The sequence below is a fragment of the Pseudonocardia sp. GCM10023141 genome (assembly GCF_042653605.1).
This window is the reverse complement of record NZ_JBHSIR010000055.1, coordinates 102,647-125,774: the sequence shown is the minus strand read 5'-3', so window position 1 is coordinate 125,774 and position 23,128 is coordinate 102,647. Positions and strand designations below refer to the sequence as shown.

At 72.8% G+C, this 23,128-nt stretch carries 18 protein-coding genes; 6 read left to right on the top strand and 12 right to left on the bottom strand.

The annotated features are described in order from the left end of the window. Positions 1-225: 225 nt before the first annotated feature. Positions 226-3,081 (top strand): aconitate hydratase, encoded by a 2,856-nt coding sequence (locus ACFPFQ_RS29615; RefSeq protein WP_379624667.1) that lies wholly within the window; start codon positions 226-228, stop codon positions 3,079-3,081. A gap of 140 nt (positions 3,082-3,221) precedes the next feature. Here ACFPFQ_RS29615 and ACFPFQ_RS29610 read toward each other — a convergent pair whose 3' ends face one another. Then, entirely contained in the window at positions 3,222-4,163 is a 942-nt protein-coding gene (locus tag ACFPFQ_RS29610; protein WP_379624665.1) for a TetR/AcrR family transcriptional regulator C-terminal domain-containing protein, read from the bottom strand. A 172-nt stretch (positions 4,164-4,335) separates the two neighbouring features. Between ACFPFQ_RS29610 and ACFPFQ_RS29605 the strand changes: the two genes are divergently transcribed. Further along, positions 4,336-5,568 (top strand): FAD-dependent monooxygenase, encoded by a 1,233-nt coding sequence (locus ACFPFQ_RS29605; RefSeq protein ID WP_379624663.1) that lies wholly within the window; start codon positions 4,336-4,338, stop codon positions 5,566-5,568. On the opposite strand, the gene ACFPFQ_RS29600 is transcribed toward ACFPFQ_RS29605, so the two are convergent. Genes ACFPFQ_RS29600 through egtA form a run of 5 tightly spaced genes read right to left on the bottom strand, consistent with a single transcriptional unit; the run spans position 5,535 to position 10,522 of the window. Then, a complete protein-coding gene (locus tag ACFPFQ_RS29600; RefSeq protein WP_379624661.1) occupies positions 5,535-6,047 on the bottom strand; it encodes a cupin domain-containing protein in 513 nt (170 codons plus the stop codon). The genes ACFPFQ_RS29605 and ACFPFQ_RS29600 overlap by 34 nt on opposite strands. 21 nt (positions 6,048-6,068) lie before the next feature. Then, positions 6,069-7,040, bottom strand: coding sequence for an L-histidine N(alpha)-methyltransferase (gene egtD, locus ACFPFQ_RS29595; protein WP_379624659.1), 972 nt, complete (start codon positions 7,038-7,040; stop codon positions 6,069-6,071). Next, positions 7,037-7,807, bottom strand: coding sequence for an ergothioneine biosynthesis protein EgtC (egtC, locus tag ACFPFQ_RS29590; protein WP_379624658.1), 771 nt, complete (start codon positions 7,805-7,807; stop codon positions 7,037-7,039). Before egtC ends, egtD begins: the two co-directional genes overlap by 4 nt. 16 nt (positions 7,808-7,823) lie before the next feature. Then, entirely contained in the window at positions 7,824-9,176 is a 1,353-nt protein-coding gene (egtB, locus tag ACFPFQ_RS29585; RefSeq protein WP_379624656.1) for an ergothioneine biosynthesis protein EgtB, read from the bottom strand. Next, the gene (gene egtA / locus ACFPFQ_RS29580) at positions 9,173-10,522 is read right to left on the bottom strand and encodes an ergothioneine biosynthesis glutamate--cysteine ligase EgtA (RefSeq protein WP_379624654.1); all 1,350 of its coding nucleotides are present in this window, start codon (positions 10,520-10,522) and stop codon (positions 9,173-9,175) included. Before egtA ends, egtB begins: the two co-directional genes overlap by 4 nt. A gap of 118 nt (positions 10,523-10,640) precedes the next feature. Between egtA and ACFPFQ_RS29575 the strand changes: the two genes are divergently transcribed. Continuing rightward, complete coding sequence (locus tag ACFPFQ_RS29575) at positions 10,641-11,228, top strand: TetR/AcrR family transcriptional regulator (protein WP_379624652.1); 588 nt, start codon at positions 10,641-10,643, stop codon at positions 11,226-11,228. A 160-nt stretch (positions 11,229-11,388) separates the two neighbouring features. Further along, complete coding sequence (locus ACFPFQ_RS29570) at positions 11,389-12,849, top strand: glycosyltransferase family 39 protein (protein ID WP_379624650.1); 1,461 nt, start codon at positions 11,389-11,391, stop codon at positions 12,847-12,849. Between the two features lie 20 nt (positions 12,850-12,869). Here ACFPFQ_RS29570 and ACFPFQ_RS29565 read toward each other — a convergent pair whose 3' ends face one another. Next, positions 12,870-13,742, bottom strand: coding sequence for a LysR family transcriptional regulator (locus tag ACFPFQ_RS29565; protein WP_379624648.1), 873 nt, complete (start codon positions 13,740-13,742; stop codon positions 12,870-12,872). Between the two features lie 97 nt (positions 13,743-13,839). Between ACFPFQ_RS29565 and ACFPFQ_RS29560 the strand changes: the two genes are divergently transcribed. Together ACFPFQ_RS29560 and ACFPFQ_RS29555 are read left to right on the top strand one after the other, a co-directional pair. Next, a complete protein-coding gene (locus ACFPFQ_RS29560) occupies positions 13,840-15,603 on the top strand; it encodes an acyclic terpene utilization AtuA family protein (protein ID WP_379624646.1) in 1,764 nt (587 codons plus the stop codon). Next, positions 15,600-17,096 (top strand): CoA transferase, encoded by a 1,497-nt coding sequence (locus ACFPFQ_RS29555; protein ID WP_379624644.1) that lies wholly within the window; start codon positions 15,600-15,602, stop codon positions 17,094-17,096. Before ACFPFQ_RS29560 ends, ACFPFQ_RS29555 begins: the two co-directional genes overlap by 4 nt. Positions 17,097-17,109: 13 nt before the next feature. Here the strand turns inward: ACFPFQ_RS29555 and ACFPFQ_RS29550 are convergent, their stop codons facing one another. The 5 genes from ACFPFQ_RS29550 to ACFPFQ_RS29530 form a co-directional block, all read right to left on the bottom strand. After that, positions 17,110-17,760: an SAM-dependent methyltransferase gene (locus ACFPFQ_RS29550; protein ID WP_379624642.1), complete on the bottom strand. Its 651-nt coding sequence runs from the start codon at positions 17,758-17,760 to the stop codon at positions 17,110-17,112. A gap of 53 nt (positions 17,761-17,813) precedes the next feature. Further along, on the bottom strand, positions 17,814-19,778 hold the full coding sequence (locus tag ACFPFQ_RS29545) for an ABC transporter ATP-binding protein (RefSeq protein ID WP_379624639.1): 1,965 nt from the start codon (positions 19,776-19,778) through the stop codon (positions 17,814-17,816). Positions 19,779-19,939: 161 nt separating this feature from the next. Next, positions 19,940-20,737, bottom strand: coding sequence for an enoyl-CoA hydratase/isomerase family protein (locus ACFPFQ_RS29540; RefSeq protein WP_379624637.1), 798 nt, complete (start codon positions 20,735-20,737; stop codon positions 19,940-19,942). 102 nt (positions 20,738-20,839) lie between these two features. Beyond that, on the bottom strand, positions 20,840-21,049 hold the full coding sequence (locus ACFPFQ_RS29535) for a helix-turn-helix domain-containing protein (protein ID WP_028932228.1): 210 nt from the start codon (positions 21,047-21,049) through the stop codon (positions 20,840-20,842). Positions 21,050-21,365: 316 nt separating this feature from the next. Next, positions 21,366-22,997, bottom strand: a complete 1,632-nt coding sequence (locus tag ACFPFQ_RS29530) for an ABC-F family ATP-binding cassette domain-containing protein (protein ID WP_379624635.1) — start codon at positions 22,995-22,997, stop codon at positions 21,366-21,368. Positions 22,998-23,128: the final 131 nt, after the last annotated feature.

The window sequence follows — 23,128 nt, the reverse complement described above, 5'->3', positions numbered from 1 at the left end:
GCGGGTCACCGGGTTGCCACACGCAGCGACGCCGCCGGTTTCACCCACACGGAGTACCTCGGATCCGCGCGCTCCGGGCACCCCGACGTGGGGCACCCCACCTCGACGCGCTAACAGGACGCGCGTACTGTTTGGGCCAGAGGGTCCGCGGCGTCGCGAGAGCGCCGGTGCGCGAGACTCGCAACATCAACTGACGCGCCCACCACCGCCCAGGAGGTCACGACCGTGGCAAGCATCGACAGCTTCGGAGCGAAAGGGACGATCCAGGCCGGCGGCGCCGAGTACGAGATCTTCCGACTCGCCGCCGTCGACGGCGCCGACCGGCTGCCGTTCAGCCTGAAGGTCCTCCTGGAGAACCTGCTGCGCACCGAGGACGGTGCCAACGTCACCGCCGACCACGTCCGCGCGCTCGCCGCGTGGGACCCGGCCGCCGAGCCGGACACCGAGATCCAGTTCACGCCGGCCCGCGTGATCATGCAGGACTTCACCGGCGTGCCCTGCGTCGTCGACCTCGCCACCATGCGCGAGGCCGTCACCGAGCTCGGCGGCGACCCCACCAAGGTCAACCCGCTGGCACCGGCCGAGCTCGTCATCGACCACTCGGTGATCATCGACGTCTTCGGCACCCCGGACGCCTTCGAGCGCAACGTCGACTTCGAGTACAGCCGCAACAAGGAGCGCTACCAGTTCCTGCGCTGGGGCCAGGGCGCGTTCGACGAGTTCAAGGTCGTGCCGCCGGGCACCGGCATCGTGCACCAGGTCAACATCGAGCACCTCGCGCGGGTGGTGATGACCCGCAACGTGCCTACCGCCGGAGGCGGCTCCTCGTTGCAGGCCTACCCGGACACGCTGGTCGGCACCGACTCCCACACCACGATGGTCAACGGTCTGGGCGTGCTCGGCTGGGGCGTCGGCGGCATCGAGGCCGAGGCGGCCATGCTCGGCCAGCCCGTCTCCATGCTGATCCCGAAGGTGGTGGGCTTCAAGCTCACCGGCGAGATCCCGGCGGGCGCCACCGCCACCGACGTCGTGCTGACGATCACCGAGATGCTGCGGCGCCAGGGCGTGGTCGGCAAGTTCGTGGAGTTCTACGGCGAGGGTGTGAGCGCCGTGCCGCTGGCCAACCGCGCCACCATCGGCAACATGAGCCCCGAGTTCGGCTCCACTGCCGCGATCTTCCCGATCGACGACGAGACCATCCGCTACATGAAGCTCACCGGGCGCTCCCCCGAGCAGCTCGCGCTCACCGAGGCCTACGCCAAGGAGCAGGGCCTCTGGCACGACGCCTCCCGCGAGCCGGTCTTCTCCGAGACCCTCGAGCTGGACCTGGGCACGGTCGTCCCGTCGATCGCCGGCCCGAAGCGCCCGCAGGACCGCATCGAGCTCACCGACGCCAAGTCGGCGTTCCGCAAGTCGGTGCACGACTACACCGACGACACCGAAGGGGTGTCGCCCGCCGTCGCGGGCGCGGTCACCCCGCCCGGGGTCGACGAGTCGAACGACGAGTCCTTCCCGGCCAGCGACGCCCCGGCGCACTCGGGCGAGGACGCCGACGCGAAGCCGGTCGTCTTCTCCGCCGCCGAGGGCTGCGAGGGCCGCCCCACCAAGCCGACCACGGTCGTGTCGGAGTCGCGCGGGGAGTTCGTGCTCGACCACGGCGCCGTCGTCATCGCGTCGATCACGAGCTGCACCAACACGTCCAACCCGTCGGTGATGCTCGGCGCGGCGCTGCTGGCCAAGAACGCCGTCGACCGCGGCCTGGCGGTCAAGCCGTGGGTCAAGACGTCCATGGCGCCGGGCTCGAAGGTCGTCACCGACTACTACGAGAAGGCCGGCCTCTGGCCCTACCTCGAGAAGCTGGGCTACCACCTCGTCGGCTACGGCTGCACCACGTGCATCGGCAACTCGGGCCCGCTGTCGGACGAGATCTCCGCGGCCATCAACGAGGCCGACCTGTCGGTCGTCTCGGTGCTGTCGGGCAACCGCAACTTCGAGGGCCGGATCAACCCCGACATCAAGATGAACTACCTGGCCTCGCCGCCGCTGGTGATCGCCTACGCGCTGGCAGGCACGATGGACTTCGACTTCGAGCACCAGCCGCTCGGCACCGACACTGACGGCACCGAGGTCTTCCTGCGCGACATCTGGCCGTCGGCCAAGGACGTCCAGGACACGATCGACAACTCGATCAGCCAGGAGATGTTCACCAAGGACTACGCCGACGTCTTCGCGGGCGACGAGCGGTGGAAGTCGCTCCCCACCCCCGAGGGCAAGACCTTCGCGTGGGACCCGGAGTCCACCTACGTTCGCAAGCCCCCGTACTTCGAGGGCATGGACCCCGAGCCGTCGCCGGTCGTCGACATCTCCGGGGCCCGCGTGCTGGCGCTGCTGGGCGACTCGGTCACCACCGATCACATCTCCCCCGCCGGCGCGATCAAGGCGGGCACCCCGGCCGCCCAGTACCTCGACGAGCACGGCATCGAGAAGAAGGACTACAACTCCTTCGGCTCGCGCCGCGGCAACCACGAGGTCATGATCCGCGGCACGTTCGCGAACATCCGGCTCAAGAACCAGCTGCTCGACGACGTCTCGGGCGGCTACACCCGCGACTTCACCCAGGACGACGCCCCGCAGTCGTTCATCTACGACGCCGCGCAGAACTACGCCGCCGCGGGCACGCCGCTCGTGGTGCTGGGCGGCAAGGAGTACGGCTCGGGCAGCTCCCGCGACTGGGCGGCCAAGGGCACGGCACTGCTGGGCGTCAAGGCCGTGATCGTGGAGTCCTTCGAGCGCATCCACCGGTCCAACCTGATCGGCATGGGCGTCATCCCGCTGCAGTTCCCGGCGGGCGAGACGGCGAAGTCCCTGCACCTCGACGGCACGGAGACGTTCGACTTCGCGGGCATCACCGCGCTCAACGACGGCTCCACCCCGCGCACCGTCGCCGTCACCGCCACCAAGGCCGACGGCAGCACCGTCGAGTTCGACGCGGTCGTGCGCATCGACACCCCCGGCGAGGCCGACTACTACCGCAACGGCGGGATCCTGCAGTACGTGCTGCGCGGCATGCTGCGCAGCTAGCTGGTCCTCTCCCCCGCTCTGCCGACGGCGGGCACCCCGGACACCTGGGGTGCCCGCCGTTTCGTCGTTCCGGCCGGTCGTCCCCCGTCATCGATGGATCGACCAGTTGGTGGCGTCAATCATTCATTGACATAGGAGCTTCAACCCGCGGCCGCGGCGATCCGGGCGGCCAGGCCGTCCAGCAGGTAGCCCAGCCCGGTCTCGAACAGCGCGTCGAGGTCCAGGTCGAAGTCGATCGTGGTGACCCGCTCCATCCACGGGAAGCCGCCCCCGCTCAGGATCGCCCGCAGCGAGGCGAGCTGGGTGTCCATCCACTCGTCGCTGTTGAGCCCGGTGGCGGCCTCGGCGTCGGCCTCGTACTCCAGGTTGATGGCGGTACCGCGCACGTAGGTGAACAGCAGGATGTAGGTGTTGAGGACCGTCGGCATGTCGAGGCCCAGATCGCCGAGCGCCGCGAGCATCCACTCCGAGAAGGCCAGCCCGCCCCGGGTGGCCTGCGGCCGGGTGAGCGCCACCTGCCCGGCGAGCCACGGGTGGCGGCGGCAGGTGCCCCAGAACATCCGGGCTGCCAGCTCCAACCGCGCCCGCCAGCCCGCAGGTGGTTCGGCGGGGAACGGGTTCTCGAGCATCACCCGGTCCTGCATCTGCAGCACCAGGTCGTCCTTGTCGGAGACGTGGCGGTAGAGCGACATCGTGGCGACGCCGAGGTCGGCGGCCACGCGGCGCATCGAGACGGCGGCGATGCCCTCGGCGTCGGCGATCGCGACCGCGGCGGCCACGATCGACTCCGGCGAGAGCGCCGCCTCGGTCCCCGACCGCGGGCGCATCGCCGGTCGCGTCGCCACCGGCTCGACCGGCACGGCCGCAGCGACGACCGTGCCGACGCCGGGCACCGCGCGCACGAGTCCCTCCAGCCGCAGCACGGTGAGCGCCTTGGTCGCCGTGGCCATCGCGACACCCCACTCGCGGGTCAGCTCGCGGGTGGACGGCACGCGCTCCCCCGCCGACAGCTCCCCCACGGTGATCCGGCGCCGGATCTCCGCGACGATCCGCGTGTACGGCGCCGCCTCCGCACCACCCATCCCAGCCTCCCGTGTACTAGTGCACCTGCATGCCCGAACCCTAGCGCCCACTCGTCACCGCAGCCAGTGGCCCCTCCCGGTGCACTAGCGCACCAGCGAGCAACATATACGCAGTTCAGAGAGCCATTCAAGCACCTTGCCGGCCGCGTATGTACGCCGTACTGTCACCGGCATGAAGCAGCTCAACATCCTCATCTCCGGCGCCAGCATCGCCGGTCCGGCCCTTGCGTACTGGCTACACCGGTACGGGTACCGCACCACCGTCGTCGAGCGGGCCCCCGCGCCCCGGCCCGGCGGGCAGACCGTCGACCTGCGCGGCGCCGGCCGCACCGTGGTCGAGCGCATGGGGCTCATGGAGCAGGTCCGGGCCGTCACCGTCGACCAGCGCGGGCTGGCCATGCTGGACCGGCGCGGCCGGGTCACCACCGAACTGCCGTCGGACCTGTTCGGGGGCGAAGGCATCGTCTCGGAGATCGAGGTGCTGCGCGGTGACCTCGCCGAGATCCTCCACTCGGCGACCCTCTGCCCTCGCCACGGGGAGGCCACCGAGTACCTCTTCGACGACACGATCACCGATCTGGCCCAGTCCGACGACGGCGTCACGGTCACGTTCGAGAAGGCGGCGCCGCGCCGGTTCGACCTCGTCATCGGTGCCGACGGGCTGCACTCCGTGGTGCGCGGCCTGGCGTTCGGCCCCGAGTCCGACCACGTCGTGCCGCTCGACTGCTACATGGCGTGGTTCACCGCACCCGCCGACGACACGCTCGACGGCTGGTTCCAGATGCAGCAGCCCGGGGGTGGTCGCGTCGCGTCGCTGCGACCCGGCAGGCTCCCCGGTGAGACCAAGGCGGCACTGAGCTTCCGGTCCCCACCGCTGCAGGTCGACCGTCGCGACCTCGCGGCGCAGCGGCGGCTGGTGGAGGAACGGTTCGCCGGGCTGGGCTGGAAGGTGCCGTGGCTGCTGCGGGCCATGCACACCGCATCCGACTTCACCTTCGACTCCGTCGGCCAGGTGAAGCTGGAGCGCTGGTCACGCGGCCGGGTCGCGCTGGTCGGCGACGCCGGTTACAGCCCCAGTGCCCTCACCGGGCTCGGCACGAGCCTGGCGCTCGTGGGCGCCTACGTGCTCGCGGGCGAGCTCGCCGCGGCCGGCGGCGACCACCGCGTCGCGTTCCCCCGCTACGACGCCATCATGGCGCCCTACGTCGCCAGCGGTCAGGAACTGCCGCCGATGGGGGCCAAGGGCTTCGCTCCCGGCAGTCGCTTCATGGTCTGGTCGTCGCAGGCGTCGATGCGCTGGATGACGCGCTGGCCGCTGCGTGGCATGGCCGCCAAGGTGTTCGCCAAGGCCGACGGGATCGACCTGCCCGCCTACGAGCCGCTGCTGGCGGGTGCGCCGGGTTGATCGGGCTGATCGGGCTGATCGGGATGCCCCGGGTCGACCCACGGCACGTGCTCGGGATCGGCGACGCCGTCGATGTCGAGGTTCACCACGATCGGCTCCTGCCCGCTGCGGGTCAGCACGCACTCGAGCGGCTCGTCGTCGAGCGCGTTGATCTCCTGGTGGGGCACGAAGGGCGGCACGTAGATGAACCCGCCCGGCCCGGCCTCGGCCGTGAACTCCAGGTTCTCGCCCCAGCGCATCCGCGCCCGGCCGCGCACCACATAGATCACGCTCTCCAGCTCGCCGTGGTGGTGGGCGCCGGTGCGGGCGCCGGGGTGGATCGTGACGGTGCCCGCCCACAGCTTCTCCGCACCGACCCGGCCGTGGGTGATCGCGGCCGCGCGGTGCATGCCCGGCGTCTGCGCCGTGTTCGTGTCGAGCGCCTCGGGCGGCACCACCCGCACACCGTCGTCACGCCAGGCCCGGGATTCGCCGCTCATGGGGCTGACACTAGATGAGTGCTACTCGGCCGTGGCGAGCGTCAGCGCGAAGCGGTTGTCGGGGTCGGTCCAGCTGCGTGACAAGCCGAACCCGGCGGCCCACAGCATCGCGTGCACACCCTCGACGTGGAACTTGGCCGAGATCTCGGTGAGCATCTCCTCCCCCGCGGCGAACTCGACGGTGAGATCCAGGTCGGCCACCCGCACCGTGATGGCCCGCTCGGCGCGCAGGCGCATCTCGATCCACTCGTGCTCGCGGTCCCAGCGGGCCACGTGGGTGAACGCGTCGACGTCGAAGTCGGCGTGCAGCTCCCGGTTGAGCACGTGCAGCACGTTGCGGTTGAACGCCGCGGTGACGCCCGCCGCATCGTCGTAGGCCGCGACGACGGTGGGCTCGTCGATCACCAGTCCGGTGCCCAGCAGCAGCTGCTCCCCCGGTTCGAGCACCGCCCGCACCTGGGCGAGGAACCGGGCCCGCTGCGCGGGGCGCAGGTTGCCGATCGTGCCGCCGAGGAACGCGACCATCCGCCGGTCGCCGCCGGGCAGCCGGTGCAGGTGCTTGGTGAAATCGCCGACCACCCCGTGCAGCGCCAGCCCCGGGTACTCCAGGGCGAGCGCATCCATGGCGAGCCGCAGCGCCGAGGCGCTGACGTCCTGGGGCACGTAGCGCTGGAGCGTGCCCGCCTCCCGGAAGGCGTCGAGCAGCAGGCGGGTCTTCGCCGAGGACCCCGAGCCCAGCTCGATGAGCGTGGCCGCGCCCGATGCCGCCGCGATCTCGTGCACCGACCGCTCCAGCAGCGCGCGCTCGGTGCGGGTCGGGTAGTACTCCGGCAGCTCCGTGATCTGCTCGAACAGCTCGCTGCCCGCAGCGTCGTAGAACCACTTGGGCGGGAGCTCCTTCGGGCTCGCGGTGAGTCCGGCACGCGCGTCGGCCCGCAGCGCGATGTCGGCGTCGTCGTCGGTGAGGTGGATGTCGAGCAGAGCGGAGCTCATGAGTTCCCCGAGGTCGTGAGCGGTGTGCCCAGTGGTGTGATGCTGTGGCGGCCCGGGCGGGCCACCACCAGGTGCCGATCGGGCACCGGCGTCCACCGCCAGTGCGGATCGATGGGTTCGGACGCCACGAAGGCGACGTCGTCGGTGACGTGGACCGACAGCGCGTGATCCCAGGCCGTGGCCCAGATCGTGTCGCCATCGGTGAGCAGGAGGTTGAGCCGGGAATCGGGTGCCGCTGCGGCGACCGCGTGCAGCACCTCGCCCAGCGCGGACCCGGGTGCGGCGCCGGCGCGCAGCCGGTGGCGCACCAGCGCCCACAGCAGCGCGGCGTCGGTGGGCGCATCGAGCGTGAGCAGGTCGGTGACCGGCAGCTGCGCGGCGAGCGTGGCCACCGAGGCGGGCCAGCCCCGGACCACGCCGTTGTGGCTGAACAGCCAGCGGCCCTCGGTGAAGGGCGCGGCCGCCTCGGCCGTGACGGGCATCCCCGTGGTGGCCGAGCGGACCGCGGCCAGCACCGCACCCGAGCGGGTGGCGCCGGCCAGCGAGGCGAACGCCGTGTCCGACCAGATCGGCGACGCGCTGCGGTAGCGCGCCGCCGGCGCCCCCCGCTCCGGGTACCAGCCGGCGCCGAAACCGTCGGCGTTGACGGTGCCGCCGCCGCGCATGTCGGCCGGTGCGTAGGACTGGTGCAGCAGGCCGTGCTTGGGCTCGAGCACCAGCGACGCCAGCGTCACCGGTGGGCCGAGGTAGGCCAGGTGCCGGCACACGACTAGCCCCCCACCATCAGGCGCCGTCCGCGGGCGAGGCGTCGCGGGCCAACCGGAACCCGGAGAAGATCTGCCGGCGGATCGGGTGATCCCAGTTGCGGAACGTGGCCCGGACGGCCGACGGGTCGGTGCCGAACGAGCCGCCGCGCAGCACGCGGTAGTCGCCGCCGAAGAACACCTGCGAGTACTCCGGGTAGGGGAAGACCTCGAACCCGGGGTAGGGGTGCCAGCCCGACGACGTCCACTCCCAGACGTCGCCCATCAGCTGCTCCACCCCCAGCGCCGAGGCGCCGAGCGGGTAGGCACCGACCGGGGCCGGCTGCAGGTGGCGCTGGCCGAGGTTGGCGTGCGCGGGAGTGGGCTCCTCCTCACCCCACGGGTAGCGGCGCGAGCGGCCGGAGGCGGGGTCGAACCGGGCCGCCTTCTCCCACTCCTGCTCGGTGGGCAGCCGCTTGCCGGCCCACCGGGCGTACGCATCGGCCTCGTGGGCGCAGACGTGGACGACCGGCTCGTCGAGCATCAGCGGCTCGACGTGCCCGAACCGGCTGCGGTGCCAGGTGCCGCCGGTGGACCCGCCCCCGTCGCGCTCCCAGAACTGGGGAGCGGTGAGACCCGCCTCGGTGCGATGGCGCCAGCCCGCGTCGCTCCACCAGCGCCGGTCGTCGTAGCCGCCTGCCGCGACGAACTCCGCGTAGGCGCCGTTCGTGACGGGTGCGGTGTCGATCCAGAACGCGTCGACGTGGGTGGTGTGCGCCGGGCGCTCGTTGTCGAGCGCCCACGGCTCGGTGTCGGTGCCCATCGTGAACCCACCGCCCGGCACCAGCACCTCCCGGCGGGGCAACGCTCGCCCGGCGGGCGGTGCGACCGCCTGCAGCACCGGCGCACCGGTACGCAGCTGGTGGGTGGCGAGCATCGTCTCGTCGTGCTGCTGCTCGTGCTGCACGATCATGCCGAACGCGAAGCCGTGCTCCTCGAGCCTGCGCCCCGACAGCGGGCTGCTGCTCAGGACGTCGAGCGCCTTGGCCCGCACCTCGGCGACGTAGGTGCGGGTCTGCGAGGGTGTGAGCAGCGGCAGCTCGACCCGGCTGGCGCGCGAGTGCTGGAACGCGTCGTAGAGCCCGTCGATCTCGGGCCGCAGCGGCTCGCGACCACCCACATCGCGCACCAGCCAGAGCTCCTCCTGGCTGCCGATGTGGGCCAGGTCCCAGACCAGCGGCGACATCAGCGGTGAGTGCTGCGCCACGAGGTCGGCCTCGTCGACGGCCTCGGTGAGCCGGGTGCTGCGGGCCCGCGATGCGGCGAGCAGCTCGGCGACGCGCGAGCGCAGCACCTCAGGGGAGTGCGAAGTCTCCAGATCCGGAACGGTCATGCGATCACGTCCTCCGGGATGGCCGGTTCGTCGGGCTCGGATGCCGGGACCGGGTCGTCGGCCGGACATCGCCCGCGCAGCACCTGCTGCTCGGTCATGGCGATGAGATCCTCGGTGACCCACGCCGGTGCCGCGACCGCGGGCAGCTGGGTGACGGCGAGCTCGAACAGCGCTGCCGCCGAGCGGGCGAGCACCCGATCGGCCAGTCCGTGGCGGGCGGCGGCCACCCACCGGTCCTCGGCGGGCTCACACACCTCCCGGGCCCGATCGGTGACGGCGGGATCGTGGAGCAACGCCACCAGCACCGCGGTGGGCAGCGCCCAGCGCCGACCCGGCTGCGCGTCGGCGTAGCGCACCTCGAGGTGGCCGTGCGGGCGGACCGGCGGGAACAGCGTGGACACGTGGTAGTCGAGATCCGCCGTGGTGGGCCTGCCCGGCAGCGCGCCCCGGATCCAGTCGGCGAACGTGACGTGCTCCGGCACCGTCCAGGCGCCCTCCCGACGCACGCACAGCACCGGGCTCTGGACCACCCGGCGCGCCCATGCGGCGGCCGGATCGACACCGGAGCTGTCGGCGCCCGCGCCTGCCGAGCGCGGCGGCGGGCCCGTGCGCTCCGGATCGGCCCGCATCCAGCTCACCCAGCGCGAGGACTTCCAGCCGGTGCGGCGCCCGTGCAGCACCGGCGAGTTGGCGAACGCGGCGAGCAGCGTGGGCCCGAACGCGTGGACCGCGGCCCAGCGCCGGGCGATGTCGGACCCCTCACCGGCATCGAGGCTGACCTGGACGGCCGCGGTGGAGCACATGGCGCTGCGGCCATGGGGCCCGACGCGGTCGAAGGCCTGCTCCATGGCCCGGTACCGCGGGACGTCGAGCACCCGCGACGGCGGGCGGAGCGGATCGGCGGCGCGGGGCACGGGATGCAGACCCTGCGCGGCGAGAAGTCGGTGCAGCACGGCCGTGTCGGCGCGGACGGTGCTCAGCAGTGCGGCGAGGTCCGGGAGCGGCGGGCTGGCGAGCTCGACCTGGCCACCGGGTTCGACGCTGACGTCGGACCCCCCGGGGAGCAACAGGGCGGGCGAGCGGGGATCGAGGGTGGTGGGGGCGTGCGCGCCGAGTGCTGCAGCGAGCCGGGCGGCGGGTACGGGAGCACCCGGAACCGCGAGATCATGCACCAGCCATTCGAGCTCGACGCCGGTGAGCCGTGGCGGCCCGTGTTTGAAGCACACCGACGCCACGTAGGCCTCCGCGTCTGCACAGTCGTGCAGCACCGTGGGCCCGGCGTCGGGTGCCGGTTCTTCGACCGCGGCGGCCTGTACGGCCAGCGCGATTCCCCGGTCATGTGTCACGCAGGCGAAGCTACCCGCGCCCACCGACAATTGCAGTCCGTCCGGAACCCGTCAGTGACCCGTAAGACCCTCTCTCCCAAGCCGTACGTACGGCTGGGAACGGCGGTAGGATCTTGGAATGCCCCGCGTCAGCACCGATCAGCTCGCCGCCCGGCGCCAGCAGATCCTCGACGGCGCGCGCGCCTGCTTCGCCCGCTACGGCTACGAGGGAGCCACGGTGCGCCGGTTGGAGCAGACCACCGGGCTCTCCCGGGGAGCCATCTTCCACCACTACCGCGACAAGGACGCCCTGTTCCTGGCGCTGGCCGAGCAGGACGCCGGGCGCATGGCCGACGTCGTCGCCGAACAGGGCCTGGTCCAGGTGATGCGCGATCTGCTGGCCCATCCGCCCGCCACCGATCCCGCGAGCGCCGACGAGAGCAGCTGGCTCGGCACCCGGCTGGAGATCTCCCGGCGGCTGCGCACCGAACCGGAGTTCCGGCAGCGGTGGAGCTCACACTCCGCGGAGCTCACCCGCGCCACCCGCGAGCGGCTCGAGCGCCAGCGCCGCGCCGGCACGCTGCGCGACGACGTGCCCGTGGCCGTGCTGGCCCAGTACCTGGAACTGGTGCTCGAAGGGCTCGTCTCCCACCTCGCCATGGGGCTGCCCGCCGACGACCTCGAACCCGTCCTCGACCTGGTGGAAGCGGGTGTCCGGCGGCGCTGACCGGGCGCGGGCTGATCCGGCGCGGGGAGCTGCGGCGGCCGGATCGACGAAAGTCGTACCCACGGCGACCTTCGATGCGGTGATCACGACGATGGGCCGTCGCGCCGCCACGATGATCGGGGTGGGATGGGAACCGGCCCGACGTCGACCGGAGAGACCCGTGCACCCTGCCACCCTTGATCACGCCCGAGCCCGCTCCGAGTCCTCCGGCGCGCCGCCACCGTTCGCCCGCGCGGCGGTACTGCCGATCGTGGCCGCCGTCGCGCTCGTGCAGGGCGTCGTCGCCGCGATCGGCGGGCACTGGTTCGACGAGGTCTACATGCTCGTCATCGGCAGCAGGCACCTCGACTGGGGTTCGGCCGACCAGCCACCGGTGGCACCGCTGCTGGCCGCGCTCATGCACGCCATCGCCCCCGACTCCCTGCTCGTGCTGCGGCTGCCCGCCGTCCTCGCGACGGCCGCGGCGGTGCTCGTCGCCGCGCTGATCGCCCGCGAGCTCGGCGGGGACCGGCGGGCCCAGGTGCTCACCGCGGGAGCGCAGGCCACCGCGCTGTGGACCACGATGGCGGGGCACTGGCTCACCCCGTACGGCCTGGAGCCGGTCGAGTGGCTGTTGCTGTTCTGGGTGCTGGTGCGCTGGCTGCGGACCCGCGACGACCGCCTGCTGCTCGCGCTCGGCGTGGTGGCCGGGGTGGCGGCCGAGACCAAGTTCCAGGTGCTGCTGCTGTGCGCCGTGCTCGTGGTGGGCGTGCTGGTGTTCGGCCCGCGGGAGCTGCTGCGCAGGCCGCTGCTGTGGGCCGGGACCGGGATCGCGGTGGTGATCGCGGCCCCGACACTGGTGTGGCAGGCCGCCCATGGATGGCCGCAGCTGCAGATGGGGGCGGTGGCCACCGCGGAGGCGGAGTTCCTCTACGGGGGCCGACCGGGTGTGGCCGGGGCGCTGGTCCTGATGGCCGGGCTCGCCGGGGTGGTGCTGGGGGGCTACGGGCTGTGGCGGCTGGTCCGGGCCGGTGGCGCCCACCGCTTCCTCGGCGTCTCAGCCGTGGTGCTCTACGCCTTCTTCGTGGTGACCGAGGGGCGCCCGTACTACCTGGGCGGGATCTACGGGCTGCTCGCCGCCGCCGGTGCGGTGGCGCTGCAACGGCGACGCGAGTCCGGGCACCGGCGGCTGCGCTGGGCCGCGTGGCCCGCCTACGCGCTGGCCACGCTCGCGGCGGGCGCGATGCTCGTCCTGTCCACCACTTTGGCCCCGTCCGACGCCGGGCTGAGCATCGCGCAACGGGCCGCGGACGCCTACCACGGGCTGCCGGCAGCGGACCGGTCCCGGACGGCGCTGATGGGCGACTCGTACATCATCGCCGCCTACCTGGACGGCTACGGCAGCCGGCTCGACCTCCCCGCCGCGTACAGCAACAACCGCGCGTACGGCTACTTCCCACCCCCGCCGGAAGGCCAGGATGCGGTCCTGTTCGTCGGTTCGACTCCCGATGCGCTGCGCGCGTACTTCACCACGGTGCGCGAGGTCGCCGACGGCGGCCAGGACGCGAGCGTGTGGCTGTGCACCGGCCGGCTGCAGCCGTGGGATCGGATGTGGTCGCAGCTGCGCACCCTGACCGTGTGACCCGCCGGACCGGCTGACCGTCAGAGCTGGTCGAGTGCCGCCACGAGCTGGTCGACCACTCCCCCGTCGCCGGTGCGGTCCCCGCGCCACGCGGCGACGGTGGACAGGGTCAGGTCGGCGCCCTCCACCCGCAGGTGCACGACGTGCTCCCCGGCGAACGCCTTGGCCATCGCGCCGCCCGCCGCGGCCGCCACGGTGAACGCCTCGCCGGACGCCACCAGCTGCGCGAGGCCCGCGAAGTTGTCACCCTCCACGACCAGGCGGCCCGTGACGCCCGCCGCCGTCATGACCGCGTCGATCCCGCGGTAGATCCACGGCGCCGCCGACCAGTCGATCGTCGCGAACGGCAGGTGCGCGAGCTCGTCGAGCCGAACGGCCTCCCGCCCGTCGAACCCGGTGCCGGTGGCCACCACGACCCCCACCGGGTCGGTGCGCAGCAGCCGGTGGCGCAGGTGGGCACCACGCACCGAGCCGTGCACGAGCGCCAGGTCGAGGGCGCCCGAGCCGAGCAGGCGCAGCAGCGTCGCGGTGGACGCCGGGTGCATCCGCACGCTCACCCGCCCGGCGAGCGCACCGAACAGGGCGTCGCGGACGCCGGGCACCACGTCCGGGGCGATCCCGATCCGGGCCGTCAGCGGGACCGCCGCCACCGTCGAGGGCAACGCGTCGAAGCGGGCCAGCACGTCGCGGGCCGCGGGCAGCAGCGCCTCGCCCGCGGGCGTGAGGTCGATGCGGTGGTGGGCCCGCACGAACAGCTCGGCGCCCAGCGTCCGCTCCAGCTCGCGGATCCGGCGCGACAGCGGGGAGGTGGCCACGTGCAGCTGCGCCGCGGCGCGGGTGAAGTTCCGCTCCTGCGCCACGACGACGAACGAGCGCAGGTGCCGGATCTCCATGCGGTGCACCGTACCTGCAACGTGACCCAGGAGGTCATGTTCACTCGCACGACTCGGTCGTGGTCAGCAACGCCGGCGCGGGACTAGCGTCGAGGCCATGAGCCGCCGCCCCGTCCGCATCGCCAACTTCTCCGGATACCTCGGTGACCGCTTCTCCGCGCTGAGCGAGGTGCTCGCCGGAGACCCCGTCGACGTGCTGGTCGGCGACTACCTCGCGGAGATCACGCTCGCGGCGCTCGCGGCCCGGTCCCCCGAGGGCGGGTACGTCGGCTACGCGCTCGCACAGCTGCAGCCGCACCTGCCGGTGATCGCCGAGCGCGGGCTCAAGGTCGTCACCAACGCGGGCGGCTTCCGGCCGGAGGCGCTGGCCGCGGCGCTGCGCGAGCACATCGCAGCGGCCGGGCTGGCGCTGCGGGTGGCGCACATCGAGGGTGACAACCTGCTGCCGCACCTCGACGAGCTGCGCGCGGCCGGGCACCCGTTCACGCACCTGGACACCGGCGCCCCGCTCTCGTCGTGGGGTGTGGAGCCCGCCGCCGCCAACGCCTACCTCGGCGGGGCCGGGATCGCCGCCGCTCTGCAGGCCGGCGCCGACATCGTGATCGCCGGGCGCGTCACCGACGCCTCGCTGACCAGCGGCCCGGCCGCCTGGTGGCACGGCTGGAGCACCGATGCCTGGAACGAGCTCGCCGGTGCCGTCCTCGCCGGGCACGTCATCGAGTGCGGACCCCACGCCACCGGGGGCAACTTCTCCGGCTTCGCGTCGATCCCGCGCCCGCTGCGGCTCGGCTACCCGATCGCCGAGGTCGCGGCCGACGGGTCCAGCGTGATCACCAAGCACGTCGCCGACGGGGGTGCCGTCACGGTCGACACCGTCACCGCGCAACTGGTCTACGAGATCCAGGGCCCGCACTACCTCAACCCGGACGTCACGGTGCACCTCGAGGACACCGTCCTCACCCTGGAGGCGCCCGACCGGGTCCGCATCTGCGGCACCACCGGCACCCCGCCACCGCCCACGGCGAAGATCGCGCTGTTCGCCCCGCTGGGCTACCAGATGGTGATGACGACGTTCGCCACCGCACCCGACGTCGAGGCGAAGGTGGCGCTGCTGCGGGCGCAGCTCCACGAGCAGTTCGGTGCACCCGAGCAGGGGATCGACGAGCTGGAGGTGGTGCAGCTCGGCGTCCCGGCCGCCGACCCCGAGACGGAGTGGGAGGCCACGGTCGCGGTGCGGATCATCGCGACCGCACGCGACCGCGAGGTGCTCTCCCGGGGGCGGTTCGCCGCGCACGTCCACGCGCTGTTCCTGGCCAGCTATCCGGGCTTCTTCACCGACACGGCCGCCACCCCGGTGCACGAGCCGCGGGCCCGCATCGGGTACTGGCCTGCGCTGCTGCCGGCCGCGGTGGTGGCCCACGACGTCGTGCTCGACGATGCCACCGTGATCGCGATCCCGGTCCCCGCGGCATCGTCGCCCGCGAACCAGCCCGTGCACCCCGAACCCGAGCCGCTGCCCGGTGGGCCCACCCGGCGGCTGCCGCTGGGCACGGTCGCCCATGCCCGCAGCGGCGACAAGGGCGCCAACGCCAACGTCGGCGTCTGGGTCTCCGACGAGCGGGCGTGGCCGTGGTTGCGCAGCCTGCTCACCGTGGAGGAGGTGCGCAGGCTGGTGCCCGACGCGAAGGACCTCGACATCGTCCGGCACGAGCTCCCCCACCTGCGCGCCGTGCACCTGGTGCTGCGCGGGCTGCTCGCACCGGCCAGCGGCTCGACGCTGCGGGTCGACCAGGCCGCCAAGTCCGTCGGCGAGCACCTGCGCGCACGCCTCGTCGACATCCCCGAGGAGCTGCTGTCATGACCGACCTCACCGCACACCTGCAGGCCGTGGTGGCCGCGCCCGCCACCGACGACGCGTTCGACCCGGGCGCCGCCCTGCAGGACGTGCTGGGCGGTGTCGGCCTGGCCGCATCCGATGGCGGCGGCATCGTCACGTTCCGCGGCGCCGACCCGATCGTCCCCAGCCCGCTGCGCCTGGGCGGCGCGGCCGCGGTCGCGCTGGCGGCGAAGTCCGTGGTGCTGGCGGCCCTGCACCGCTCGCGCGGCGGACCCGGCCAGGACATCGGCGTGGACCTGCGCACCGCGCCGCACCGGCTCTGCCCGTTCTACGACCGGCGCTGGGAGCTGCTCAACGGGTACGCGCCCGTCTCGGCCGCCAACGTGAGCAACGCGCTGGGGTTCGCGTTCTACCGCACCGCCGACGGCCGCTGGGTGATGCCGCTCAACGCCTACCCGGGGCTGAAGGTGGCCACGCAGAAGGTCCTCGACACCCCCGACGACAGCGACGCCGTCGCCGCGCGCATCGCCGGCTGGAAGGCCGCCGACCTGGAGGACGCCGGCGCCGCCGCCGGGATCGTCATGCCGATGCTGCGCACCACCTCGGAGCTGCTGGCCGAGGCGCAGTACCACGAGGCGCTCGCCGACGCGCCGCTGATCAGCATCACCCGCATCGGTGACAGCGAGCCCGAGCCCCTGCCGCCCGGCGCCGAGCAGCCCCTCGACGGCGTCCGGGCGCTCGGGATGGGCCACGTCATCGCGGGCGCGGGCACCGGGCGGTCGCTGGCGCTGCACGGGGCCGACGTCCTCAACATCTGGCGGCCCACCGAGTTCGAGCACGACACCACCTACGCCAGCGCGAACGTCGGCGTCCGGTCGGCCACCCTCGATCCGCGCCGGGCCGCCGATCGGGTCCGCGACCTGCTGCGCGGCGCCGACGTCTTCTACGCCAACCGCAGGCCCGGCTACCTCGCCCGGATCGGGCTCTCCCCCGAGGAGGCCGCCGCAACGCGCCCCGGCATCGTGCACGCCACGGCATCGCTGTACGGCGAGACCGGGCCGTGGGCCGACCGCGTCGGCTTCGACCAGACCGCGGGCTGCGTCACCGGGATGATGCACCTCGAAGGCGGGATGGGCCCCGACGGCAGCGGCACGCCGGCGCTGCCCCCGATCCTCGTGGTCAACGACTACATCGTGTCCTGGCTGCTGGCCACCGGCATCACGGCCGCGCTCACCCGGCGGGCGGTCGAGGGCGGCAGCTACCGCGTCCACGTCTCCCTCACCCGGGCCGCGCTCTGGGTGCTCGGGTTGGGGATCTTCGACCGGGACTACGCGCACGAGGTGGCCGGCAGCGGTGGCGAGCACGCCTACCTCGACCCCGAGACGTTCACCGCCGAGACGCCGTTGGGCGCCTACCAGGGCGTCACGGACCAGGCCACGATGTCGGTCACGCCCGGTCGGTACCGCACGGTACTGGTGCCACGGGGCTCATCGCGGCCGGAATGGCTGCCGCGTTGACGGGGGACGGCTGTCAGGGGGCCTCGGCACCGAAGAACAGGAAGCGGGCTGTCGTGAGGCTCTGCCAGGCCCGTGGATCGAGGTCCTCGACCCAGAGCTGCGGAGCCGGCTCGTCGATGACCGTCAGCGCGAAACCGCCACGCGTGAGCGCGCCGCTCATCGCGGCCAGCTGGCGGTGCCAGAACCGCATCCGCACGGATCGGTCGCCGACCTGCCACTCGTCATCGAACGCGCACGTGGCGAAGTAGTCATCGCCGCCGGCGAGTGCGTGGTCCATGAACGGGTGGTGGGTGGAGATCACCAGGCGGCCGCCGGGCACCGGTGTCTGACTGAACTCGCGCAGCGGCACCGTCCAGCCCTGCAGGTAGTGCAGGACCCGATGTCGGCCTGCAGCAGTGCCGCGGTGGACCCCAGCCGGTCGGCGGCGAGCGCGAGCAGTCCGGCGCTCGTGTCGGCACCGGTGACGGTGGCACCGCGCGACACCAACGCGGCGGCGTGCGCGCCTGCCCCGCGCCCCCGCGTCCAGGGTCCGTAGCCCGGTGATGTCACCCAGCATCGCGAGAACTGCGGGTCGCTCGTAGCCGGCGTTCCAGTCGTTGGTCTCGTTCATCGCCGAGTACGCGGCAGCGAAGGCGTCGTAGTCGTTGTCCGTCCGGTCCCCCATGCGCGAGATCGTGGCAGGACCCCGGCGGCGACCCGAACCCCTTTCGACACCGCTCAGCGCAGGACCACGTGCTCCTCGGTGTGCCGGGCCGTGCAGCCGTCGATGCCGCAGTCGATGCCGGCATCGGCGGGGACGACGGCCGGATGATCGGCCGGCTGGTCGGCGAACTGCGTGCGGTGCAGCACGGCGTAGCGCCCGTCGGCGGCGAGCAGCTCGTCGTGCGTGCCGCGCTCCACGATCCGCCCTGCCTCGACCACCGCGATCTGGTCGGCGGCCCGGATCGTGGACAGCCGGTGGGCGATGACGATCGCGGTGCGCCCGGCGAGCGCCTCGGCCAGCGCCGCCTGCACGGCCACCTCGGACTCGGAGTCGAGGTGGGCCGTGGCCTCGTCGAGGATCACCACGCGCGGCCTGGCCAGCAGGATCCGCGCGATCGTCAGCCGCTGGCGCTCCCCGCCCGAGAGCCGGTAGCCGCGCTCGCCGACCACGGTCTCCAGCCCGTCGGGCAGCGCCGCGACCAGGTCACCGAGGCGGGCGCGGCGCAGTGCGTCGAGCAGCTCGGCATCGGTGGAACCGGGGGCGGCGTAGCGCAGGTTCGCCCCGATGGTGTCGTGGAACAGGTGCCCGTCCTGGGTCACCACCCCGACGGTGGCGCGCAGCGACGCGAACCGCAGGTCCCGCACGTCGACACCGCCCAGCTGCACCGACCCGGAGTCGACGTCGTAGAGGCGCGGCACCAGCGAGGCGATGGTGGACTTGCCCGCACCGGAGGAGCCGACCAGCGCGAGCAGCTGCCCGCCGCCCACCTCGAGGTCGACGCCGTGCAGCACCTCCTCGCCGACCCGGTTGTCGAGCACCGCGACCTCCTCCAGCGAGGCCAGCGACACCTTGTCGGCGCCGGGGTAGGCGAACCGGACATCGCGCAGCGCCACGGTGACGGGCCCGGCCGGCACATCCAGGGCGTCCGGCCGCTCGGTGATCATCGGGGCCAGGTCGAGCACCTCGAAGACCCGCTCGAACGACACCAGCGCGGTCATGACGTCGACGCGGGCGTTGGCCAGCGCCGTCATCGGCGTGTAGAGGCGGGTGAGCAGCAAGGCGAGGGTGACGACGGTGCCGGGCGCGATCGCACCGGTGACGGCCAGGTACCCGCCCAGCCCGTAGACCAGCGCCTGGGCCAGCGCCGAGACCAGCGACAACGCGGTGACGAACACCCGCGACACCATCGCGGTGCGCACGCCGATGTCGCGCACCCGCAGCGCCCGGTCGTGGAACTCGGCAGCCTCCTGCTCGGGGCGGCCGAACAGCTTCACCAGGGTGGCGCCGGGGGCGGAGAAGCGCTCGGTCATCTGCGAGCCCATGCCCGCGTTGAGATCGGCCGACTCGCGGCGCAGGTCGGCGATGGTGCGCCCCATGCGCCTTGCGGGCAGCACGAAGATCGGCAGGAGCAGCAGCGCCAGCAGCGTGACCTGCCACGCCAGCCCGATCATGACGGCCAGCGCCAGCGTCAGCTGGATGACGTTGGACAGCACCGAGGCCAGCGTGGTGGTGATCGCCGACTGCGCGCCGATCACGTCGTTGTTGAGCCGGCTCACCAGCGCGCCGGTGCGGGTGCGGGTGAAGAACGCCACCGGCATCCGCTGCACGTGCTCGTACACGGCGCTGCGCAGATCGACGATCAGCCCCTCCCCGATCCGGGAGGAGAACCACCGCGTGCCCAGCCCGACGACGGCCTCCAGCACGGCGAGCGCCGCGATCGCCGCGGCCAGCCCGATCACCGTGCCGACGGCGGCGGACACCGCACCGCCCGCGACGATCTGGTTGACGACGCGGCCGGCGAGCACGGGCGTCAGCACACCGGTGGTGGCCGACACGACCGTCAGCAGCAGGAACGCGAGCAGCCACAGCCGGTACGGGCGGGCGAACGTCCAGATCCGCGGGATCGTGCCCTTGCGCACCGATCGCGGCGCATCGGCGCCCCGGATGACGCCGCGCATGAGCCCCATGGGTCGCTCCATCGGCCACCCCCTTCACTTACACCGTTGCATACTGCTCGCGTCAACGCGCTCCGGTGGTGACGTAGTCCCGCCGGAGCGCCAGCGGGGTGACATTACTGACGCCGGACGTCAGCGATGTCACCCCGCTGGAAGACGGATCGGGCCGGCAACGGCTGCCGTGCTCAGCCCTGCCCGGCCGCCAGCGACCGCAGCCGCCGCAGCTGCGCCGCCCGCTCGGCCGCGCGGGCGTCCGCGGCGCTCAGGTCGGCGGCACCGGCGAGCAGCGCCAGCGTCTCGGACGCGGCCTTCGGCGGCGCGGCGAGCAGCGAGGCGGCGAGCGCGTCGACGGCAGCATCGAGTTCGGCGAGCGGGACCGACCGCAGCGCGAGCCCGGTGGCGACGGCCTCCTCGGCCCCCACCCGGCGGCCCGACAGGCAGATCTCGACTGCGCGGGCGTACCCGACGGCGCGCACGAGCGGCTGGGTGCCACCGAGGTCGGGCACGATGCCCAGGGTCGGCTCGGCCATGCAGAACTTGACGTCGTCGGCCACGATCCGCAGGTCGCAGGCCAGCGCGAGCTGGAAGCCGCCGCCGATGGCGTGGCCCTGCACGGCGGCGATCGTGACCCGGGCGGGGTCGCGCAGCCACGCGAAACCCGCCTGGAACGCGGCGATCGTGGCGTCGGCCTCGGCGTCCGGGAGCGTGGCGATGCTCGCGATGCCCGGCGTGCCGTCCGCCGCAGTGGCGGTGAAGAAGCTCTTGTCCAGACCCGCCGAGAACGCGCGCCCGGCGCCGCGCACCACCACCACCCGGACGTCGTCGGGCAGGGAGGCACCGGCCACGCGCAGCGCCTCCCAGGTCTGGGGCGTCTGCGCGTTGAGGACCTCGGGGCGCGCGAGCGTGATCGTCGCTCGGGGCCCCGCCACGTCGAGGGTGAGCCCGCCGCGGGTCAGGATGTCGATCTCCGGTGTCGTCGTCACGCCACCCAGGCTACTGCCGGGTAACCCGGAGCCCCAACGGCCGGCCGTCGCCAGCACCCGGTGCGCCCGGATCACGGGCGCACCGGGTATCGGCGAGCGGTACTACTTCTTCTTGGTGCGGGTGGCGCCCCCGCGCCCCCGCAGTGTCACACCCGTCTCGCTGAGCACGCGGTGCACGAACCCGTAGGAACGGCCCGTCTGCTCGGCGAGTGCGCGGATGCTGGCACCCTTCTCGTACTTCTTCTTCAGATCGGTCGCGAGCTTGTCGCGCTGGGTCCCGGTGATCCGGGCGCCCTTCTTCAGGTCGGCCATGCTGACCTCCTCAGCTGGTCGCGGGGCGACCGTGACCCGGGGCCGGACGGCTCCTCGGTGCGGCAATGATCGTCCACCCGCTGGGCCGGGGCCAGGAGATCCACTCGATGATCGGTGAGCGGTTCGCCCGAATGGATCACGCGGACGGGTGATCATTCGCACTGCGAGATCATCACAGCGTCACCCCGTCGCCACCTTCTCGTCACCCCCGGCGCCGACAACGGGCCGCCGCACCCTGATCGGGTACCCCACCGGCCATGTCGGTCACCGGCGGAGGTATCCGAACGGGTGGTGATGATCGGACCTGATCCGCCGATCAGGCCAACTGCACGAGCTCCAGGTACTCCGCCGACCAGAGGTCCTCGGTGCCGTCGGGCAGCACGATGACCTTGTCGGGGTGCAGCGCCTCGACGGCCCCCGAGTCGTGCGTGACGAGCACGACCGCGCCGGTGAAGCGGCGCAGCGCGTCGAGCACCTGCTCGCGACTGGCCGGATCCAGGTTGTTGGTGGGCTCGTCGAGCAGCAGCACGTTGGCCGCGCTCGACACCAGACCCGCCAGCGCCAGCCGCGTGCGCTCGCCGCCCGAGAGCGTGCCCGCGAGCTGAGACAGCTGATCACCCGAGAACATGAACGAACCCAGCAGCGTGCGCAGCTGCTGCTCCGGGGTGTCGGGCGAGGCGTGGCGGACGTTCTCCCAGACCGTGGCACCCATGTCGAGGGTGTCGTGCTCCTGGGCGAAGTACCCGGTGCGCAGCCCGTGGCCCGGCACGACCTTGCCCGCATCGGGAGTGTCGACCCCGGCCAGCATCCGCAGCAGCGTGGTCTTGCCGGCACCGTTGAGCCCGAGCACCACGACCTTCGCGCCGCGGTCGACGGCCAGGTCGACGCCCGTGAAGACCTCCAGCGAGCCGAACGCCTTCGACAGGCCCTCCGCCGTGAGCGGCGTCTTGCCGCAGGGGGCCGGGTCGGGGAAGCGGATCCGCGCCGTGCGGTCGTTCTTGCGCGTGGGCTCCAGCGCCGAGAGCATCTGGTCGGCCCGGCGGGCCATGTTCTTGGCCGCGACCGCCTTCGTGGCCTTGGCGCCCATCTTCAGCGCCTGCGTGTGCAGGACCGCGGCCTTCTTCTCCGCGTTGGCCCGCTCGCGGCGGCGGCGCTTCTCGTCGGTGGCGCGCGCCTCCTGGTAGCGCCGCCAGTCCATGTTGTAGACGTCGACCTCGCCGCGCGTGGCGTCGAGGAACCACACCTTGTTGACCACCGCGGCCAGCAGCTCGGTGTCGTGGCTGATCACCACGAGCCCGCCGTCGTGGGACTGCAGGAACGAGCGCAGCCACGTGATCGAGTCGGCGTCGAGGTGGTTGGTGGGCTCGTCGAGCAGCAGCGTGGTGGCGCTCGGCGCGCCCCCGCCGCCGCCGTCGGACGCGGCGAACAGGATGCGCGCGAGCTCGACGCGGCGGCGCTGGCCACCCGAGAGCGTCTCGATCTCCTGCGTCAGCACCCGCTCGGGCAGGCCCAGGTGGGCGCAGATGCGGGCCGCCTCGCTCTCGGCCGCGTACCCGCCGAGCGCGGAGAACCGCTCCTCGATGCGGCCGTACTCGCGCACCGCGCGGTCGTTCTGCGCGCCGTCGACCAGCTCGGCCATCGCCGTCTGGGCCTTCTCCATCTTGCGCAGCATCTCGTCGAGGCCCTTGGCGGACAGGACGCGGTCCTTGGCCGAGACCTTCAGATCGCCTTCGCGCGGATCCTGCGGGAGGTAGCCGACGGGGCTGTTGGAGGTGACGCTACCGCCGTAGGGCTCGCCCTCACCGGCGAGCACGCGCATCGAGGTGGTCTTGCCGGCGCCGTTGCGGCCGACGAGGCCGATCCGATCGCCGGGCTGGACGCGCAGGGTGGCGTCGGACAGCAGGATCCTGGACCCAGCACGCAGTTCCAGGTCAACAGCGGTGATCATGAGAGAAAACACTCCAGAGGACGTTCGGCGGACATGCGAGAGGGCCGAAGCGCAGCTACTGGAGAAGGATCACGCCTACGAGGCTACCGGCAACGTCCAACGGAATGCGCAGGCAGGGGCCCGCACATGAC